The sequence below is a fragment of the Rhizobium moroccans genome, from assembly GCF_057559155.1.
In genome coordinates, this window is record NZ_JBHFJG010000016.1 from 44,646 (window position 1) to 60,722 (window position 16,077).

A 16,077-nucleotide genomic window follows, 5' to 3' on the forward strand; every position below is an offset into this window, starting at 1 on the left:
CGAGATCGAGGCCGGCCTCGATCCTGATCGGCGGATTGCGATGATTGCTCGCCTCGCCCGTTAACGCGCTCGTGATTAACGCCTGCCCTCTCCGGTTAGCATTTCGTTAACCATAATCTTCGTAGCGTACGACTCATGAGGGTATGAATTACGGGGATACATTCATGACGATCTCGCGCCGCGGATTTCTGATCGGGTTGCCTCTGCTGCTTGCCGGATGCGCTTCCAGCGGCGTGATGAACCACCAGGCCCAATATGCCGCCCTGCCGGATGAAGAGCATCCGGTGAAAAGGGTGCCGATCGACAAGATCAAACCGGAACTGCGCCGCCAGGAAGTGGCTTACGAGACGCCCTATCCGGCCGGCACGATCGTCGTCAACACACCCGAACGCCGGCTCTATTACGTGCTCGGTGACGGCCGTGCCATGCGCTACGGCGTCGGAGTAGGGCGCGCGGGCCTTGCGCTGGCCGGCAACGCCTATATCGGACGCAAGGCGGAATGGCCGAGCTGGACACCCACCCAGAACATGATCCGTCGTGAACCGGAAAAGAACCTGAAGTATGCAGGCGGCGTGCCGGGAGGTCCGAACAATCCCTTGGGTGCCCGCGCCATATATCTTTACCGCAACGGCAACGACACCATGTTCCGCATCCATGGCACGAACCAGCCGCAGACGATCGGTCACGCAGTGTCGAGCGGCTGTGTCCGCATGATGAACCATGACGTGATCGACCTCTTCGAAAAGGCCAAGGTCGGCGGCCGCGTCGTCGTCCAGCAGGCCTGAGAAAGCCGCTCTAGCGCGATTTCCAGGCCACGACCATCAATGCGCCGATGACGGTGATGTGCTCCATCACCACATGGAATTCCATCGTCTTGAACGGCTCTTCCATCGCCCAGAAATTGTGGGCGATCGGAATTGTGAGCGCCGTGAAAACGGCGAGCGCGCCGGCTCCCAGCCAGGTCCAGCGATTGAGGATGATGAGCAGCGAGCCGCCGAGCTGGACGATGATCGTCGCGATGTTGAAGAGGGTTGCCGGCTCCAGCCCGAAATGCGCCATCTCCGCCACGCCGGCATCGAAGCCGATGAGCTTGGCAAGGCCGCTCCCCCAGAACATGAAGGTGAGCGCGATGCGCGCCAGATAGCCGAACCAGGTCGAGCCCGTAATGGCCGAAACCGGATTGCCGAAACTGTTCGTCTGAAGCGTAGCCATATGAAATCCCCCGCAGAAAAATGCCCAGGGGGATTTCATAGCTTATCGGCGAGACTTCGGTAAGATGTCGGCCGATGGCTTACGCCTATTTGGCGAGAGATGCGCCTATGGCGTTCCTGGCTCCCTCAGAAACCGGCCATCAGAAACCGGAAAGAACCAGCTTTCCCTTGGTGCGGCCGCTTTCGATCATGGCATGGGCCTTTTTCAAGTTCGCCGCATTGATGGGCCCAAGCGTTTCTGAAAGCGTGGTGCGGATTCTGCCGGCGTCCACCAGTTCCGCCACATGGTTGAGCAGCTTGTGCTGTTCGATCATGTCCGCCGTCTGCCAGACGGGCCGCGCGAACATCATTTCCCAGTGGATCGACAGCGATTTGCCCTTGAACGGGCTGATGCCGATCGGCTGCGTCGGATCGTCGATGAGGGCGAAACGGCCCTGCGGCGCGATCAGTTCGATGATGTCGGCGACGTGCTGTTCCGTCTGTGTCGTGGAAAAGACGAAGGGAGGCGCGCCAATGCCGAGGCCGGCGATCTGCGGCGCCATGGGAGACCGGTGATCGACGGTGTGATGCGCGCCGAGCGACTTGATCCAGTCCTTCGTCTCGGGCCGGGAAGCACTTGCGATGATCGTCAGGTCAGTAAGCTCGCGGGCGAGCTGGATGGAAATCGAGCCCACCCCACCGGCGCCGCCGATGATGAGGATCGCGTTGGCCGCTCCCGATACCTTGTCCTGTACCTTCATGCGGTGGAAAAGCGTCTCGTAGGCGGTGATCGCGGTAAGCGGCAGCGCCGCGGCTTCCTCGAAGCTCAGCGTCTTCGGCTTGGCGCCGACGATCCGCTCGTCCACCAGATGGAATTCCGCATTCGTGCCCGGCCGGTTGATCGCGCCAGCATAATAGACCTCGTCGCCCGGTTTGAAGAGCGTGACTTCCGGGCCGACGGCCTTCACGACGCCCGCCGCGTCATAGCCGAGGACCCGGTGCTGGCCGTTCTCGACCGAGGCCGAGGCCCGGACCTTCGTATCGACCGGATTGACCGAAACCGCCTTGACCTCGACCAGCAGGTCGCGCGCCCTGGCTTCCGGGACGGGCAGTTCGATATCGATCAGCGAGGTTTCGGCGCTGATGGGCTGAGGCTTGTCGAATCCGACTGCGCGCATGGAAAATCTCCTTGGTCTTCCTGTGGTGTTCATTGTGCAGGGACTAGATGGCGCCTATGTTCGAGGTCCGCAAGAATGCACATTTTTGGTGTATAGTGCCAAAAAGGATACCGTAGAGGACGAGGCCATGTCGAAACCCCGCGCGAAATTGACCGATAACTTTCCGGGTTGCCCGGTGGAATCGACCTTGAGTTTCCTCGACGGGAAATGGAAGGGCGTCATCCTCCATCATCTCTTCGAGGAGGGCACGTTGCGCTTCAACGAGCTGCGCCGCCGCATTCCATCGGTGACGCAGCGCATGCTGACCAAGCAGCTTCGCGAGCTGGAAGAGGCGGGGCTGGTGCAGCGTACCGTCTTTCCGGTGGTGCCGCCCCGCGTCGATTACAATCTGACGCCGCTCGGCCAGACGCTGGAGCCGGTCATTGCGGCCCTGCGCCTATGGGGCAATGAGCATGTCGTCTGCCGCGATGGCCGGAAATATATGGTCATGGAGCGGGATGAGGTGCCTTCAGCCGCGGCCTGACGCCTTCCGCTCGAGGCTCATCGATATGGCGAAGACGCAGAGACCCGCGAGCGACAGCACCGAGCCCACATAGCCGGTGGCAGCAAAGCCCCAGCCCCAGGCGATCACCAGCCCACCGAGCCAGGCGCCGAGCGCGTTGGCGATGTTGAAGGCCGAATGGTTCGAGGCTGCCGCGAGCGTCTGGGCGTCGGCGGCCACATCCATCAGCCGCGTCTGCAGGGCAGGGCCCGCGGCGAAGCCGCAGCCGATCAGGAAAACGCAGAGGCAAAGCACCGCCGGATACTGCGCAAAGGCGCCGAAGATGGTCATGACGATCACGTTGAAGACCATCGTGCCGCCGATCGTGCCGTTCAGCGAGATGTCCGCCAGACGCGAGCCGACGATATTGCCGACATTCATGCCGATGCCGAAGAGGGCGAGCACGATGGACACCGTCGCCACCGGCATTTGCGCGGTCTCGGTGGTTGTCGAGGCGATGTAGCTGAAGACGGAGAACATGCCGCCGAAACCGACAGCGGCGACACCGAGCGTCAGCCACACCTGGGCGCGGCCGAAAGCGCTGAGCTCCCTGCGGATGCTGGCGCCTTCCTGAACCTTGTCGCGCGGCTGGAAATACCAGAGCAGCGCCACGGTCAGGGCACCGATCCCGCCGACGAGCAGGAAGGCGGCGCGCCAGCTCATCATCTGACCCATGAACGTGGCAAGCGGGGTGCCGGCAAGCGTGGCGATCGTGAGCCCGAGCATCACCCGGCCGACCGCGCGGGCGCGCTTGTTCGGCGGCACCATGGAGGCGGCCACCAGCGCCGCGACGCCGAAATAGGCGCCATGCGGCAGGCCGGTGATGAAGCGCAGGATCGTGAAGCTCCAGAAATCCGGCGCGATCGCACTCAGGATATTGCCCAGCGCAAAGATGGTCATCAGGATGAGCAGCAGAGCCCGGCGCGTCATGCGTGCCGCCGCGACCGCGATGATCGGAGCGCCGATCACCACGCCCAGCGCATAGGCGCTGATCACATGGCCTGCCTGCGGAATGCTCACCTGATAGGTCGCCGCCACATCCGGCAGCAGGCCCATGATGGCGAATTCGCCCGTGCCGATGCCGAAGCCGCCGACGGCAAGAGCGATCTCGATCAGGATGACGGCAAGCTTCGAAAGCGGCGCGCTTTCGGCAGCGCTGTTCTCCGCGCTGGAGGCGGTCTCATAGGAAACGGCAGTATCGGTCATGGCACGGGAGCGGCTGGAAAAGAGAGGTAGGGAAACAATTCTCGCCGAAAGGCGAGCGCATCATTGAAATGACGAGTTCACCGTATCATCTCGTTGTGCATTGCGGTAGGGCCAAATTTTGCCTTGGCCGGGTTTCACGGCATCGTGCGTAGTGCAGCAAGCCGAGCCGTCTGGTTTAAACCGCAATGCGCAACCAAATGGCAGGTGATCCGTTATGAAGCCGCCGCTATCCCCACCCTTGAGAGCCCCGACACCATGCATTTCGTAGCCGTCTTCAACCGCGATGGCGGTACCTTTAGGACCACGGACATGGACGCTTATTGCGATCATGCCGTCGGCACCTTCAGGGCGGCGGGCCACGAGATCGAGTGCCATGTGGTCTCGGGCGATCAGGTGGTCGAGACCATGGAAAACGCGGCCTCCATCTCCGGCGTCGATGGTTTGATCGCCGGCGGAGGCGACGGTACGATTTCGGCGGCCGCCGGAATTGCCTGGAAGAGCGGCACCATGCTCGGGGTAGTTCCGGCCGGCACCATGAACCTGTTTGCCCGCTCCTTGAAATTGCCGCTGGACATCTGGCAGGTGCTGGGCGCGCTCGCCAACGGCGAGGCGGACAATATCGATATCGCCAGCGCCAACGGCAGGAGCTTCGTCCACCAGTTTTCCGCCGGCCTGCATGCCCGCATGGTGCGCTACCGCAATTCCATGACCTTCGGCTCGCGGCTCGGCAAGATAAGGGCAAGCACGCGCGCGGCCGTCGGCGTCATGTTCAATCCGCCCGAGTTCGAGGTGGAGTTCAACGCAGAAGGCCAGACCGGCCATCGCAAGGTTTCGGCGATCTCGGTTTCCAACAACGAGTTCGGACCGGATCCGCTGATGTATGCCGATAGTCTGACGCGCGGGCATCTCGGCTTCTACATCGCCGATCCGTTGACGCCTGCCGGCGTGGCGAGGCTGGCCCTCGATATCCTGCGCGGGAAGCTGAAGGAAAACGCTTCGGTGACCGCCATGACGGCCACGGAAGTGGAACTCCATTTTCCCCGCGAACGTCACGATATCCGCTGCGTCATCGATGGCGAACTCCTGCCGATGGACCGCGACGTGAAACTGCGCATCCATGCCGGCGAGCTGAAAGTGCTGGTCAGCGCTCCGCAGCAGCGCGCGGATGAAGAACAGTTCGGCAGCGGGATTTGAGAAGACGCGGCTGCTAGGCCGATGACACGACCTGGTTCCGGCCGCGCGCCTTTGCCTGGTAGAGATTGATGTCCGCAGCCTTGAGGCAAGCTTGGGAATCAAAGCCCCGCTCGCAGTAGAAGGCGCCGATGCTTGCCGAGACTGCAACAGCTGTGCCGGAAGTGGAATGAATATCGAGGCGCTCTATGCGCTCGCGCATTTCCTCGCACCGTTTCAACATGTCCCGGCTCGTGGCGCCGCCTTGAAAGAGAGCGAATTCCTCGCCGCCGAGCCGGCCGGTTATGTCGAACTGGCCTCGATAGGCGGCGAGTATATGGCCCACCCGGCGGAGAACGTCGTCGCCGGTCGCATGGCCATGGAGATCGTTGATCGACTTGAAATGATCGAGATCGAAGAAGATCAGCGCTCCGGTCATCCCCTTGCGGCTGAAAGCATCCAGCTCTTCCAGAAAAGCGTTCCTGTTCAGCACGCCTGTAAGCCCGTCCCGGCGCGATTGTTGCCTTAATTGCTCATAGGCAAAGGCTAGTTTTTCCAGTGCGTCCGCGGTTGCCGCCTCGGCTTGCCGGACCCTTTCCGATTGCCAGAAATGCAGCGCGGAAGCGGGAATGGAAATCACAAGCGGGCAGAGGATGGTCATGACCAGCCCGGCGCCGGCGACTTTTCCGCCCATCATCGGAACGAAGATGAATGAAAGAGCCAGCGATGCCAGCATGGAAAAAAGACCGGTCAGCAGTGCTTTGACTAGGACTCTACGCATGGACAGCGCCGGAAGCTAAGAACTATTCCGCCTCCTTAAGCGCCATGACTTTAAGATAGATGAAAAATCGACCTTTTTATTTATGAGATCGGTGCCCGGTCGATCAAATCCGCGGCAGATAGGTCTGGTAATCGAAATCCGAGACGGTGCGCAGGTAAGTGATCGCCTCCTTGCGCTTGGTGTCGCCGTAGAGCTTCTGGTAGGCCTCTCCGAACACATCCCTGATGAACGGCGAAGCGGAAAAGTCCTCGACCGCCGTCAGGAAGTCGTGCGTCAGCCGTCTTGTGCCTTCGGGCGGCTGCTTGCCGGGCTCGGTGGCAGGGCCGGGATCGAGCGTTTCGTCTAGCCCGAGCAGCATGCCTCCCAAGATGGCCGTCAGCAGCAGATAGGGATTGGTGTCGGCCCCTGCGACCCGATGCTCGATGCGCGCGGCCGGGCCTTGCGCGTCGGGGATGCGGACCGCGGTTCCGCGATGGCCGTAGCCCCAGTCGATATCGACGGGCGCGAAGGAACCGGGCTGGAAGCGGCGATAGGAATTGGCAAATGGCGCAAAGATAAGCTGCGCATCGCGCATCGTGTCGAGCATGCCGGCACAGACGGATTTCAGCAGCGCCGGATCGCCGCCCCTGGCGTCGAGCACGTTGTTGCCGTCACGGTCGATGACGCTCGCATGTACGTGTAGCCCGGAGCCCGCCTGATCCGCATAGGGCTTGGCCATGCAGGTGGATTTGAGCCCATGCCGCTTCGCGGCCTGTTCGGCGATGCGTTTCAGGTAGATGCAGTCATCGGCGGCCGCCAGCGCATCCGCCCTGTGCAGCAGGTTGATTTCGAACTGGCCGGGACCGAATTCGGCCGTCGTCGCATCGGCAGGCAGGCCCAGCGCCTTCGTCCAGGCGCGCACCGTCTGGAGATAATCGTCCAGCGCGTCGACGGCACTCATGTCGTAGAGCTGAAAACCGTTCGGCTCGTCGCGATACATGAGTTTTGCGGGCGGGCGGGGCCGGCCGGTTTCCCGCCAGTCGTCCTGCACCACGTAGAATTCCAGTTCGGTCGCCACCACAGGCGTCAGGCCACGGTCCTCGTAACGCTTCAGCATGGCCGCGAGAATGCCGCGGGGGTCCATGAAGCTCGGGGAGCCGTCCATCTCGTGCATGGTGGCGAGCACCTGCTTCGAACCTTCCGGCGCCCAGGGCATGGGGGCGAGGCTGCGCTCGTCGGGAATGCAGACGCCGTCCGGATCGCCGATGGTGAGCGAAAGCCCCGTAATGTCGTCGTTGTCGTCGCCCCAGATATCCAGCGATTGGGTGGAGGAGGGCAGCCTCACCGCGCCGTCCCAGACCTTCTTTTCCTGCTCGAGCGGGATCTGCTTGCCGCGAAGATCGCCGTTCATGCCGACGAGAAGGATTTCGATGCGGGGAGGGGCTGTTTCTGCGGCCATGAGTTCGTTCTTCTAAGGGTGTTGCCGAAAACAGTTCGTAGCCGATAAGAATTGGCGGCACAATCAGAGCCTTCGGCCAGGGAGATACGCCGTGAACGACAAGCCCGCGCTTTCCAATCTCGCCGCGATCGATGCCGCCCATCATCTTCACCCGTTTTCCGACATGAAGAAGCTGAATGCGGCGGGCACGCGTATCATCGAACGCGCGGAGGGTGTGCACATCTACGATTCCACCGGCAAGAGATACCTGGACGCCTTTGCCGGGCTTTGGTGCGTGAACGTCGGCTATGGCCGCAGGGAGATCGCAGAGGCCGCCTCTCGGCAGATGCAGGAACTGCCCTATTACAACAGCTTCTTCGGCACCACGACGCCGCCGACCACTCTTCTTGCCCAGAAGATCGCCTCCCATACCGACGGCAAGCTCAATCGCGTCTTCTTCACCAATTCGGGCTCCGAGGCGAGCGACACCTGGTTCCGTATGGCGCGCGTCTACTGGAAGGTTCTCGGCAAGCCGGAAAAGACGTTGGTGATCGCCCGCCGCAATGCCTATCACGGCTCGACCGTCGCCGGCGCCTCGCTCGGCGGAATGAAATGGATGCACGAGCAGGGCAATCTGCCCATCGAGGGCATTCACCATATCGGCCAGCCCTACTGGTATGCGGAGGGCGGCGATCTCTCTCCCGCCGAATTCGGTCTCAAGGTTGCCCGCGAACTGGAGGAGAAAATCGATGAACTCGGCGAGGATCGCGTCGCCGCCTTCGTCGCCGAGCCGATCCAGGGGGCTGGCGGCGTCATCATCCCGCCGGAGACCTATTGGCCGGAGATCGCCCGCATCTGCAAGGCGCGCAACATCCTGCTGGTCTCCGACGAGGTGATCTGCGGTTTCGGCCGGCTGGGCACATGGTTCGGACACCAGCACTACGGCTTCGAACCGGATCTGGCGCCGATCGCCAAGGGGCTCTCCTCCGGCTATCTGCCGATCGGCGGCGTTCTGATGAGCGATCGAGTAGCGGAGGTGATGGTGGAGGAGTTGGGCGATTTCTATCACGGCTTCACCTATTCCGGCCATCCGGTCTGCGCCGCCGCCGCGCTCGAGAACATCCGCATCATCGAGGAAGAGGGGCTGGTCGAGCGGGTGCGCGATGATATCGGCCCTTATTTCGCAGCCGGACTGAAGTCGCTGGAGGATCATCCCATGGTCGGCGAGGTTCAGAGCGTCGGCTTGATCGGAGCGGTGCAGCTTGCTGCCGACAAGAAGACCCGCGAACGCTTCAAGGACGGCGAGCGCGCCGGTGTCGAGGTCCGCAACCATTGCCTGACCAATGGCCTCGTCCTGCGGGCTACGGGCGACCGCATGCTCTATTCGCCGCCTTTGATCGTTACCCGCGCCGAAGTGGACGAGATGATCGACACCACCCGCAAGGGCCTCGATCACGGCTGGAAGGTGATGGGGGAGTGAAATCGGCCATCGTCGCGAAAATGGCGACGATCATTGCTCCGGCGGATAGGCCCAGACATAGCCGAAGGTGAAGAAGTCGTCGCCATCCCCGTAGTGATAGGGCAGGGTGACATGGCCGGTGACCGTTTTCGCCGCCGGTGACTTGGCGGCGAGCCATGCGGCAAGGTTCTGCGGCAGCGGCGTCTCCTCGCCATCCCGCTTCCAGATCAGCAGGATCGGGTGCTCCCTATCCCAGGGATAGGAGGGCTCGAAACTCTGATAGCCGGGAACGGTGACGGGAATGCCGCTTTCGTGAAGACGTATATTACCCGCCATCTGCATGTCGTTCGCGGCAATGATCGTGGGCTGATGCGGCCCTTCCGACAGGATTTTCGTGACGGCGGGCCCGTAGGGGACGTTCACCTTCTCGTAGTCGTCGTCGGTCCAGGAATCGAAGGGAACCCGCAGGGTCAGCACCCCGATGACGAGAACGGCGATAACGGCAGAGATCCCGAGCGTGCGCTTCAAGGCGCCTTCGAGTGTCGGCCTGCCGGAGGCTTCGATCTTGAGGCAGAGATAGAGCGGCAGAACCAGGAAGAAGGGCGCGAGCCAGCGGTCCTTGATATGCGTCGCCCCGGTGAACAGGATCATGCAGGCGAGCGCGATCAGAATGATCACCATCATGCGGCCGATCAGGCGCGTCCAGATGTTTTCCGCGCGAAGGGCCTCGCGAAGCCCTCGACCGAAGATCACGGCGAAGAGCGCCAATGTCAGGGCACAAAATCCCACCAGCGCGAGCGCAAGCGACAACAGGCCTTCCGCCCGCGTTGCCAGCAGGCCGGCATTCTCTTCTATATGCAGTTTCCCCAGCGTGCGGCCCGTTGCGACATCCATATGCTGGAGGAACCAGAGCCCATGAGGAGTGACGATCAGAAGGGTGATCGCGATCGTTGCCAGCATGCGCCAGTCGAACAGGCGGCGGCGAAACTCCGCCTCCATCATCGTCGCGAGCAGCGCGGCGGCCGGAAGAAGGGCGAAATTGTATTTTGAAATCAGCCCTATGCCGATCGCGGCCCCGGTCAAGGCATAGCCTATGAGCGAAGGCGTCTTCAGAGTCCGGGTGAAGCCGTAGAGAAACAGGCAGGCGGCAAATATAACGGCGACCGTATGGGTCAGATCGCGCTGCGCCTCGAAACTTACTTGCGGGATAGTCAGCAGCCCCAGCGTGGCGATGATCGCAAGATCCCTGTTCTGCAGCAGTCGGTTGGCGGTCAGGCCGTAGAGCAGATAGGAGAGAAACAGCAATCCGTTCTTGAGCACGGAAAGGCTGGCGACCGAAGCGCCGGTGAGGGAAACCACCGCATATTGCAGCCAGTTGTAGAAGGGCGGCTGGGTATCGTAGCCGACCGCGAACCACTGGGCGAGGAAGAGCTGCTGCCCCTCATCGAGTTCCAGCGATCGCGGCAGACTGAGCCTGGCGACCACCTGCAGCACGAAATAGCCCGCGAGCAGCAGGTAAAGCAGTGCCGGCTGTCGTCTCAGGGCTTCGACCATCAGCCTTCTTTTCTATGGGTCGCGCGTACGATGTAGAGGGGTGCGTTTTCGCTGCCCATATAGCTGCGCGTGATGAGTTCTGCGACGATACCCGTGGTGATCATCTGCATCGATGACAGGAACAGCACGACGCCGGCGAGCAGAAGCGGCCGCGTTCCGATATCTTCTCCGAGGATGAACTTCACATAGGCGAGATAGAGGAAGATCACGCCGCTTAAGAAACCGAGCACCAGCCCGATCATCCCGAAGAAATGGCCGGGCCGCGCCTTGAAGCGCATGAAGAACAGCACCGACAGAAGGTCGAGGAAGACGCGGAAGGTGCGCGAAATGCCGTATTTGGATTCACCGAACTGCCGCGGATGATGGGTCACGACCGTCTCGCCGATGCGCGTGCTCGGGATCACGCTCGCCACCCAGGCCGGGATGAAGCGGTGCATGCCACCGATGATCTGCACCTGCTTGATGATCGAGGAGCGGTAGAGCTTCAGGCCGCAACCGTTGTCGTGGATGTTCACGCCGGTCACCCAGCCGATCAGACGGTTCGCGCACCAGGAGGGGATCTTCCTCAGCACCAGGGCGTCCTGCCGGGCCTTGCGCCAGCCGGCAAGCAGGTCGAGGTCGCGCGCCTCGAGTTCCGCTATCATCGCAGGGATATCGTGAGGGTCGTTCTGGAGATCGCCGTCGAGCGTCACGATCAGGCGGCCCTGCGCGGCATCGAAACCGGCCTGGTAGGCGGCGGCCTTGCCGAAATTGCGCTGGAACTCGATGATCTTGAGGTCCAGTCCCTCGCGACCGAGATATTCGCGCGCGTAGAGAAGTGTCCGGTCGGTGCTGCCATCGTCGACGAGGATCAGTTCCCAGGGCTTGCCGAGCCCCTTCAAGGCATCGCAGACCCTATCCAGCATGGGACGGAGGCTTTCCTCCTCGTTCATGACGGGGATAAGGACCGTCAGCTCGTAGGGATAATAATCCACGGGCTGCGGATGTGTTGCTGCGGACATTTGGTGCAAGGCGGTGGCTCCGGAAAATACTGGCCTTTCGTTCGGCGTTTGTTATACGAACGCCCGAGCCCATACAACGCCAATCTCCAGAGATACCAATGGACAAGATCGAAGAGGAACGGCGGCCTTCGGCCCTTACGCGCCATCGGCTTACGCTGATCGCTGCGGCTTGCGTTATCTTGTACGCCGGTTTCCTCCAATATGTCTGGGGCTGGTCTTCCCTGATCGCCGAGTGGCATGCCGTCGGCTACGGCACGGTCGCGCTTGCCATGCTTCTCCTGGTCTCGACCTATTTCGTCCGGGCCTACCGCCTGTACGATTATTTCCCCTCGCAGACGAAGGGGAGGTTCGTGGAGGTCTTCCATGTCACTCAGGTGCACAACATTCTAAACATCATGCTGCCCTTCCGCAGCGGAGAGACGAGCTTTCCGCTCCTGATGCGCAGCGAGTTCGGCGTTGGCCTGCTGCATGGCACGGCGGCGCTCTTGGTGATGCGGCTGCTCGATCTTCACGCCTTGCTCGCGGCAGGTGGCCTGGGACTCGTTCTTCAGGGGAACCGGCCCTGGCTGGAGTGGCCGCTATGGATCGCCTTTCTGGCCGCGCCGCTCGTCGCCTTTTTCATAAAGGGTCCGCTTTTCGATTTTGCGCTGCGCAAATCCTCCGGCAAGCCCCACAGGATTCTCGAAAGTATTCGCGAGGGGCTTCCGGCGGATGCCGGGGTCTTCGTGCGGGCCTGGGTGCTTACCATCGTGAACTGGGGAACCAAGGTCCTGGTGTTTGCCTGGTGCCTGCGGCTGCTCGGCGTTTTTCCGATAGCGGCCAGCTTCGGCGGCGCGCTTGGCGGAGAGCTTTCGTCCGTGCTGCCCTTGCACGCGCCGGCCGGTGTCGGGACCTACCCTTCGGGGATTGCCGCGGGTGCTCTCCTGCTCGGCGCGGACAGGGCGGCCCCGGCCGTCGCAACGCTCGCGAAGGCAAGCGTCAACATGCATCTGATCATCATCGTCTCCGCCCTGATGGGAGCGGCGCTGTCGATACTGATGGCGCATGGGAAGCGCCGGCTCGCCGCCGGCGCGTGATAGTGAAGCCGGCCGCGGCCGACTACTGGAACGCCGTCTCGTAGAAGCTGCGCAGCTTGCGCGAATGCAGCTTCTCGACAGGCATGGCCGCCAGCTTCTGGACGGCGCGGATGCCGATCTGCAGATGCTGGCTCACCTGGGTGCGATAGAAGGCCGTCGCCATGCCCGGCAGTTTCAATTCGCCATGCAGCGGCCGGTCCGAGACGCAGAGCAGCGTGCCGTAGGGCACGCGGAAGCGGAAGCCGTTCGCCGCGATCGTCGCCGATTCCATGTCGAGAGCGATCGCCCTCGATTGCGACAGGCGCTTCACCGGCCCGCGCTGGTCGCGCAGTTCCCAGTTGCGGTTGTCGATGGTGGCGACGGTCCCGGTGCGCATGATCCGCTTCAGCTCGAAGCCCTCGTAGCCGGTGACTTCTTCGACAGCACTCTCCAGCGCCTGCTGCACCTCGGCGAGCGCCGGGATCGGCACCCAGACGGGCAGGTCGTCGTCGAGCACGTGGTCCTCGCGCACATAGGCATGCGCAAGCACATAGTCGCCGAGCCGCTGGCTGTTTCGCAAACCCGCGCAATGACCCACCATCAGCCAGGCATGCGGACGCAGCACGGCGATATGGTCGGTGATCGTCTTGGCATTGGACGGGCCGACGCCGATGTTGACGAGCGTGATCCCCGCATGCCCTTCCTTCTTGATGTGATAGGCCGGCATCTGCGGCATCCGGGCAGCGATCGTCGTTTCCGGCTTGTCGGAGCCAGCCGGCGTGATGATGTTGCCGGGCTCCACGAAGGCGGTGTAACCCTCGCCGCCGTCGGCCATCAGCTTGCGCGCCCAGGCGGCGAACTCGTCGATGTAGAACTGGTAGTTCGTGAAAAGCACGAAATTCTGGAAATGCTCGGCGCTGGTTGCCGTGTAGTGGCTGAGCCGGGCGAGCGAATAGTCGATCCGCTGCGCGGTGAAGGGCGCAAGCGGCGCGGGCACGCCGGGCACTTCCTCGTATTCGCCGTTGGCGATCAGATCGTCGGTATTGTTGAGATCCGGCGTGTCGAAGAGGTCGCGCAGCGGGATATCGGAAAGGGCTGCCGCGGACGCTTCCACATGCGCGCCGTCACCGAAGGCGAAATGCAGCGGTATCGGCGTCGTCGATTCCGAAACCTTCACCGGAACGCCGTGGTTTCGCATCAGAAGATCGAGCTGTTCGATCAGGTAGTGCCGGAAGAGCTTCGGGCGCGTGACCGTGGTCGTGTAGACGCCCGGCGCCGTCACATGTCCGTAGGAGAGGCGGGAATCCGCATGCCCGAACGAGGTCGTCTCGATGCTCACCTGCGGATAGCAGGCCCGGTAGCGGCCGGTGATCGGAGCACCTTCCGCCAATGCGCCGAACGCGCCGTTCAGGAACTTCGTATTTCGCTCGTAAAGCTCGATCAAAGCCTCGACGGCCTGTTCGGCATCATCGAAGACACGCGGCTCATAGGGGCTGGGGCTGATGAAACTCAAAGGAGATAGCGAGAAGATTCGTGTGTTCATGCGCCATTATATGCTGAAGTCGTTGACAAGCAAACGACGTCGAGAGGCCGCACCCGGAATTCCTCACTGATCCATGCATCAGCCAGGCTCTGCCTCAGAGTAGGGCGACGCAGCCCGGCATGGCCGAATGGTGGCAAGGCGCGACGCTGCCGAGAACGCGATGGCCGCGGTCGTTGCTTGCGACCAGCGCGGAGAAGGAAATCGCGAAAAGCGCCACGATCAGCGTCATGATTGCAAAACGGCGTGCGATGACAGACATGGTCGTCTCCCAGATCCAAAGACGGCAGAATAAGGGCGACGGGCTGAACCTCGGCTGAGAGCCCGGTTCATCTCATGTTCACTATCGTTACATTGCGTGATCTGCGAGTGCGCATGCGGTTTTCACGAAAAAAAGCCGGCCTGAAATGGCCGGCTTTCGTGTTGTTTGCCTCCGCACGATGGATGCGACCGGTGCGGAAAGCGGTATCTTGAAGGAACTGCTTTAGTCCTGTGGACGCAAGGCTCCCTCATAAAAGTCACCGCGGTCCTGGGAGCCGTCGATATAGGTGTCTGCAGGCCCCTGCGATCTCCACATCATCTGGCTACCGCCATCGATGCTACCGGTCGACATAGGGTCTACATAACGGCCCTCATCGAGGTTCTGCCGCTCGGTATTCAAGGAAGGCCGATTGTCAAAACGATCGCCATAGACGGTGCTCTGGGCGAAGGCCGAGCCCGCAAACGCTGCGGAAGCGAGAAGAGTGGCTGCAATGCCGGACTTGAGATAGGATTTCATTGCTTTGTCCTTTCCATGCGTTTCGGCAGCAAGGCCACGGATATCGCCATGGCTTGCCTGATATTAACCGGCAGGAATGGACATCGTTCCGTGAAAAGCTGAGTTTCCTGCTCACGATGTGGACAGAAATTTTCAAGGGGTCGTGAGGTGGGTTCTGCGGCGCTCCGGCCACACCTCTGAACCAAGAGAGCAAGAATAGTTCAAGATCACGCCGTGTTCTCGTTGATTCGATCGCGGCGCTATTCTAAGCTCGCATTGATGTTACCGCTCGTATCCGGCGATGACATCGCACAGCACCGGAAAGGCGATTGCGACCCGCCTTTTCCAATCGGTGTCTTGAATGAACTGCGAAAAGCCAGTCGCTGAGCGGCTGGCTTTTTTCTGCGCTTTTTCTATTCGGACCCTCGAACGAGGCTTGTGCCTCGATGAGGAGAATTCCGGCTTAGTTCGGGCGGGTTGCGCCCTGGTAATAGTCGCCGCGATTGACCGATCCGAGCGAATTGTCGAACGTGTGGTTGCCACGGGTGGTCTGCTCGAAGCGGGTATAGCCGGTGCCGCCGATGCTGCCCGTGTGACGAGCGTCGACATGCGACTCGGAGGCGTTCTTGTCAGCGCCCTGGTAATAGTCGCCAGCAGCGAGAGCGGCGCCGCCAAAGGTCGTCGAAGCGACAACGGCAGCAATGATTGCCAAAGACTTGGTCATTTTGCGTATCCTTTGAGTTTTGGAGGTCTCCCGGCACCTAAGGTTTGCGACCGGTGCGGGGAGACCGTGTGTCCTGAATGAACTGCGCCGATTAGTTCGGGCGGTTCGCGCCTTCGTAGTAATCGCCACGATTGATGGTCTGATCGTTCTGGGCGAGTACCGAGTGGTTGCCGCTGTTGATGCTGCCGGTGTGGCGGGCGTCGACATGCGACTCGGAAACGTTCTTGTCAGCGCCCTGGTAATAGTCGCCAGCAGCGAGGGCGGCACCGCCAAAAGTCGTCGAAGCAACAACGGCAGCAATGATTGCCAAAGACTTGGTCATTTTTCGTATCCTTTGAGTTTTGGAGGTCTCCCGGCACCTAAGGTTTGCGACCGGTGCGGGGAGACCGTGTGTCCTGAATGAACTGCGCCGATTAGTTCGGGCGGTTCGCGCCTTCGTAGTAATCGCCACGATTGATGGTCTGATCGTTCTGGGCGAGTACCGAGTGGTTGCCGCTGTTGATG

Annotated in this window: 17 protein-coding genes; 5 read left to right on the forward strand and 12 right to left on the reverse strand. The window is 61.6% G+C overall.

Annotation, left to right across the window (positions count from 1 at the left end):
• The first annotated feature begins 164 nt into the window (after positions 1-164).
• Entirely contained in the window at positions 165-785 is a 621-nt protein-coding gene (locus tag ACE04I_RS11910) for a L,D-transpeptidase (RefSeq protein WP_046795666.1), read from the forward strand.
• 10 nt (positions 786-795) lie between these two features.
• Here ACE04I_RS11910 and ACE04I_RS11915 read toward each other — a convergent pair whose 3' ends face one another.
• Together ACE04I_RS11915 and ACE04I_RS11920 are read right to left on the reverse strand one after the other, a co-directional pair.
• Complete coding sequence (locus ACE04I_RS11915) at positions 796-1,212, reverse strand: DoxX family protein (protein WP_082118409.1); 417 nt, start codon at positions 1,210-1,212, stop codon at positions 796-798.
• A 139-nt stretch (positions 1,213-1,351) separates the two neighbouring features.
• A complete protein-coding gene (locus tag ACE04I_RS11920) occupies positions 1,352-2,368 on the reverse strand; it encodes a zinc-binding alcohol dehydrogenase family protein (protein WP_487207077.1) in 1,017 nt (338 codons plus the stop codon).
• A gap of 127 nt (positions 2,369-2,495) precedes the next feature.
• Between ACE04I_RS11920 and ACE04I_RS11925 the strand changes: the two genes are divergently transcribed.
• Complete coding sequence (locus ACE04I_RS11925) at positions 2,496-2,891, forward strand: winged helix-turn-helix transcriptional regulator (protein ID WP_046796027.1); 396 nt, start codon at positions 2,496-2,498, stop codon at positions 2,889-2,891.
• Here ACE04I_RS11925 and ACE04I_RS11930 read toward each other — a convergent pair.
• Entirely contained in the window at positions 2,877-4,115 is a 1,239-nt protein-coding gene (locus ACE04I_RS11930; RefSeq protein WP_046795664.1) for an MFS transporter, read from the reverse strand. The two genes, ACE04I_RS11925 and ACE04I_RS11930, sit on opposite strands and share 15 nt — an antisense overlap.
• Positions 4,116-4,370: 255 nt before the next feature.
• Between ACE04I_RS11930 and ACE04I_RS11935 the strand changes: the two genes are divergently transcribed.
• Positions 4,371-5,309 carry a diacylglycerol/lipid kinase family protein gene (locus tag ACE04I_RS11935; protein WP_487207078.1) on the forward strand — a complete coding sequence of 313 codons (939 nt, stop codon included), beginning with the start codon at positions 4,371-4,373 and terminating at the stop codon, positions 5,307-5,309.
• A 13-nt stretch (positions 5,310-5,322) separates the two neighbouring features.
• On the opposite strand, the gene ACE04I_RS11940 is transcribed toward ACE04I_RS11935, so the two are convergent.
• Positions 5,323-6,066, reverse strand: coding sequence for a GGDEF domain-containing protein (locus tag ACE04I_RS11940; RefSeq protein WP_046795662.1), 744 nt, complete (start codon positions 6,064-6,066; stop codon positions 5,323-5,325).
• A gap of 103 nt (positions 6,067-6,169) precedes the next feature.
• Positions 6,170-7,504 carry a glutamine synthetase family protein gene (locus tag ACE04I_RS11945; protein WP_046795661.1) on the reverse strand — a complete coding sequence of 445 codons (1,335 nt, stop codon included), beginning with the start codon at positions 7,502-7,504 and terminating at the stop codon, positions 6,170-6,172.
• A gap of 91 nt (positions 7,505-7,595) precedes the next feature.
• On the opposite strand from ACE04I_RS11945, the gene ACE04I_RS11950 reads away from it, so the two are divergent.
• Positions 7,596-8,963, forward strand: a complete 1,368-nt coding sequence (locus tag ACE04I_RS11950) for an aspartate aminotransferase family protein (protein WP_046795660.1) — start codon at positions 7,596-7,598, stop codon at positions 8,961-8,963.
• A 30-nt stretch (positions 8,964-8,993) separates the two neighbouring features.
• On the opposite strand, the gene ACE04I_RS11955 is transcribed toward ACE04I_RS11950, so the two are convergent.
• Entirely contained in the window at positions 8,994-10,496 is a 1,503-nt protein-coding gene (locus ACE04I_RS11955) for an ArnT family glycosyltransferase (protein ID WP_046795659.1), read from the reverse strand.
• Complete coding sequence (locus ACE04I_RS11960; RefSeq protein WP_046795658.1) at positions 10,496-11,497, reverse strand: glycosyltransferase family 2 protein; 1,002 nt, start codon at positions 11,495-11,497, stop codon at positions 10,496-10,498. The genes ACE04I_RS11955 and ACE04I_RS11960 overlap by 1 nt, the downstream gene beginning before the upstream one ends.
• 98 nt (positions 11,498-11,595) lie before the next feature.
• On the opposite strand from ACE04I_RS11960, the gene ACE04I_RS11965 reads away from it, so the two are divergent.
• The gene (locus ACE04I_RS11965) at positions 11,596-12,573 is read left to right on the forward strand and encodes a lysylphosphatidylglycerol synthase domain-containing protein (RefSeq protein WP_046795657.1); all 978 of its coding nucleotides are present in this window, start codon (positions 11,596-11,598) and stop codon (positions 12,571-12,573) included.
• 22 nt (positions 12,574-12,595) lie between these two features.
• On the opposite strand, the gene amn is transcribed toward ACE04I_RS11965, so the two are convergent.
• From amn to ACE04I_RS11990, 5 genes are all read right to left on the reverse strand, one after another.
• Positions 12,596-14,095, reverse strand: coding sequence for an AMP nucleosidase (gene amn, locus ACE04I_RS11970; RefSeq protein ID WP_046795656.1), 1,500 nt, complete (start codon positions 14,093-14,095; stop codon positions 12,596-12,598).
• A gap of 94 nt (positions 14,096-14,189) precedes the next feature.
• The gene (locus ACE04I_RS11975; protein WP_156176968.1) at positions 14,190-14,354 is read right to left on the reverse strand and encodes a hypothetical protein; all 165 of its coding nucleotides are present in this window, start codon (positions 14,352-14,354) and stop codon (positions 14,190-14,192) included.
• A gap of 222 nt (positions 14,355-14,576) precedes the next feature.
• Positions 14,577-14,870: a hypothetical protein gene (locus ACE04I_RS11980; RefSeq protein ID WP_046795655.1), complete on the reverse strand. Its 294-nt coding sequence runs from the start codon at positions 14,868-14,870 to the stop codon at positions 14,577-14,579.
• A 442-nt stretch (positions 14,871-15,312) separates the two neighbouring features.
• A complete protein-coding gene (locus ACE04I_RS11985; protein ID WP_046795654.1) occupies positions 15,313-15,573 on the reverse strand; it encodes a hypothetical protein in 261 nt (86 codons plus the stop codon).
• Positions 15,574-15,664: 91 nt separating this feature from the next.
• A complete protein-coding gene (locus ACE04I_RS11990) occupies positions 15,665-15,895 on the reverse strand; it encodes a hypothetical protein (RefSeq protein ID WP_137326818.1) in 231 nt (76 codons plus the stop codon).
• Positions 15,896-16,077 lie beyond the last annotated feature (182 nt).

Bases quoted from the DNA above. Each gene is read 5' to 3' on its own strand.
- ACE04I_RS11910 (WP_046795666.1), top strand. From the start codon at position 165: ATGACGATCTCGCGCCGCGGATTTCTGATCGGGTTGCCTCTGCTGCTT.
- ACE04I_RS11915 (WP_082118409.1), bottom strand. From the start codon at position 1,212: ATGGCTACGCTTCAGACGAACAGTTTCGGCAATCCGGTTTCGGCCATT.
- ACE04I_RS11920 (WP_487207077.1), bottom strand. From the start codon at position 2,368: ATGCGCGCAGTCGGATTCGACAAGCCTCAGCCCATCAGCGCCGAAACC.
- ACE04I_RS11925 (WP_046796027.1), top strand. From the start codon at position 2,496: ATGTCGAAACCCCGCGCGAAATTGACCGATAACTTTCCGGGTTGCCCG.
- ACE04I_RS11930 (WP_046795664.1), bottom strand. From the start codon at position 4,115: ATGACCGATACTGCCGTTTCCTATGAGACCGCCTCCAGCGCGGAGAAC.
- ACE04I_RS11935 (WP_487207078.1), top strand. From the start codon at position 4,371: ATGCATTTCGTAGCCGTCTTCAACCGCGATGGCGGTACCTTTAGGACC.
- ACE04I_RS11940 (WP_046795662.1), bottom strand. From the start codon at position 6,066: ATGCGTAGAGTCCTAGTCAAAGCACTGCTGACCGGTCTTTTTTCCATG.
- ACE04I_RS11945 (WP_046795661.1), bottom strand. From the start codon at position 7,504: ATGGCCGCAGAAACAGCCCCTCCCCGCATCGAAATCCTTCTCGTCGGC.
- ACE04I_RS11955 (WP_046795659.1), bottom strand. From the start codon at position 10,496: ATGGTCGAAGCCCTGAGACGACAGCCGGCACTGCTTTACCTGCTGCTC.
- ACE04I_RS11960 (WP_046795658.1), bottom strand. From the start codon at position 11,497: ATGTCCGCAGCAACACATCCGCAGCCCGTGGATTATTATCCCTACGAG.
- ACE04I_RS11965 (WP_046795657.1), top strand. From the start codon at position 11,596: ATGGACAAGATCGAAGAGGAACGGCGGCCTTCGGCCCTTACGCGCCAT.
- amn (WP_046795656.1), bottom strand. From the start codon at position 14,095: ATGAACACACGAATCTTCTCGCTATCTCCTTTGAGTTTCATCAGCCCC.
- ACE04I_RS11975 (WP_156176968.1), bottom strand. From the start codon at position 14,354: ATGTCTGTCATCGCACGCCGTTTTGCAATCATGACGCTGATCGTGGCG.
- ACE04I_RS11980 (WP_046795655.1), bottom strand. From the start codon at position 14,870: ATGAAATCCTATCTCAAGTCCGGCATTGCAGCCACTCTTCTCGCTTCC.
- ACE04I_RS11985 (WP_046795654.1), bottom strand. From the start codon at position 15,573: ATGACCAAGTCTTTGGCAATCATTGCTGCCGTTGTCGCTTCGACGACC.
- ACE04I_RS11990 (WP_137326818.1), bottom strand. From the start codon at position 15,895: ATGACCAAGTCTTTGGCAATCATTGCTGCCGTTGTTGCTTCGACGACT.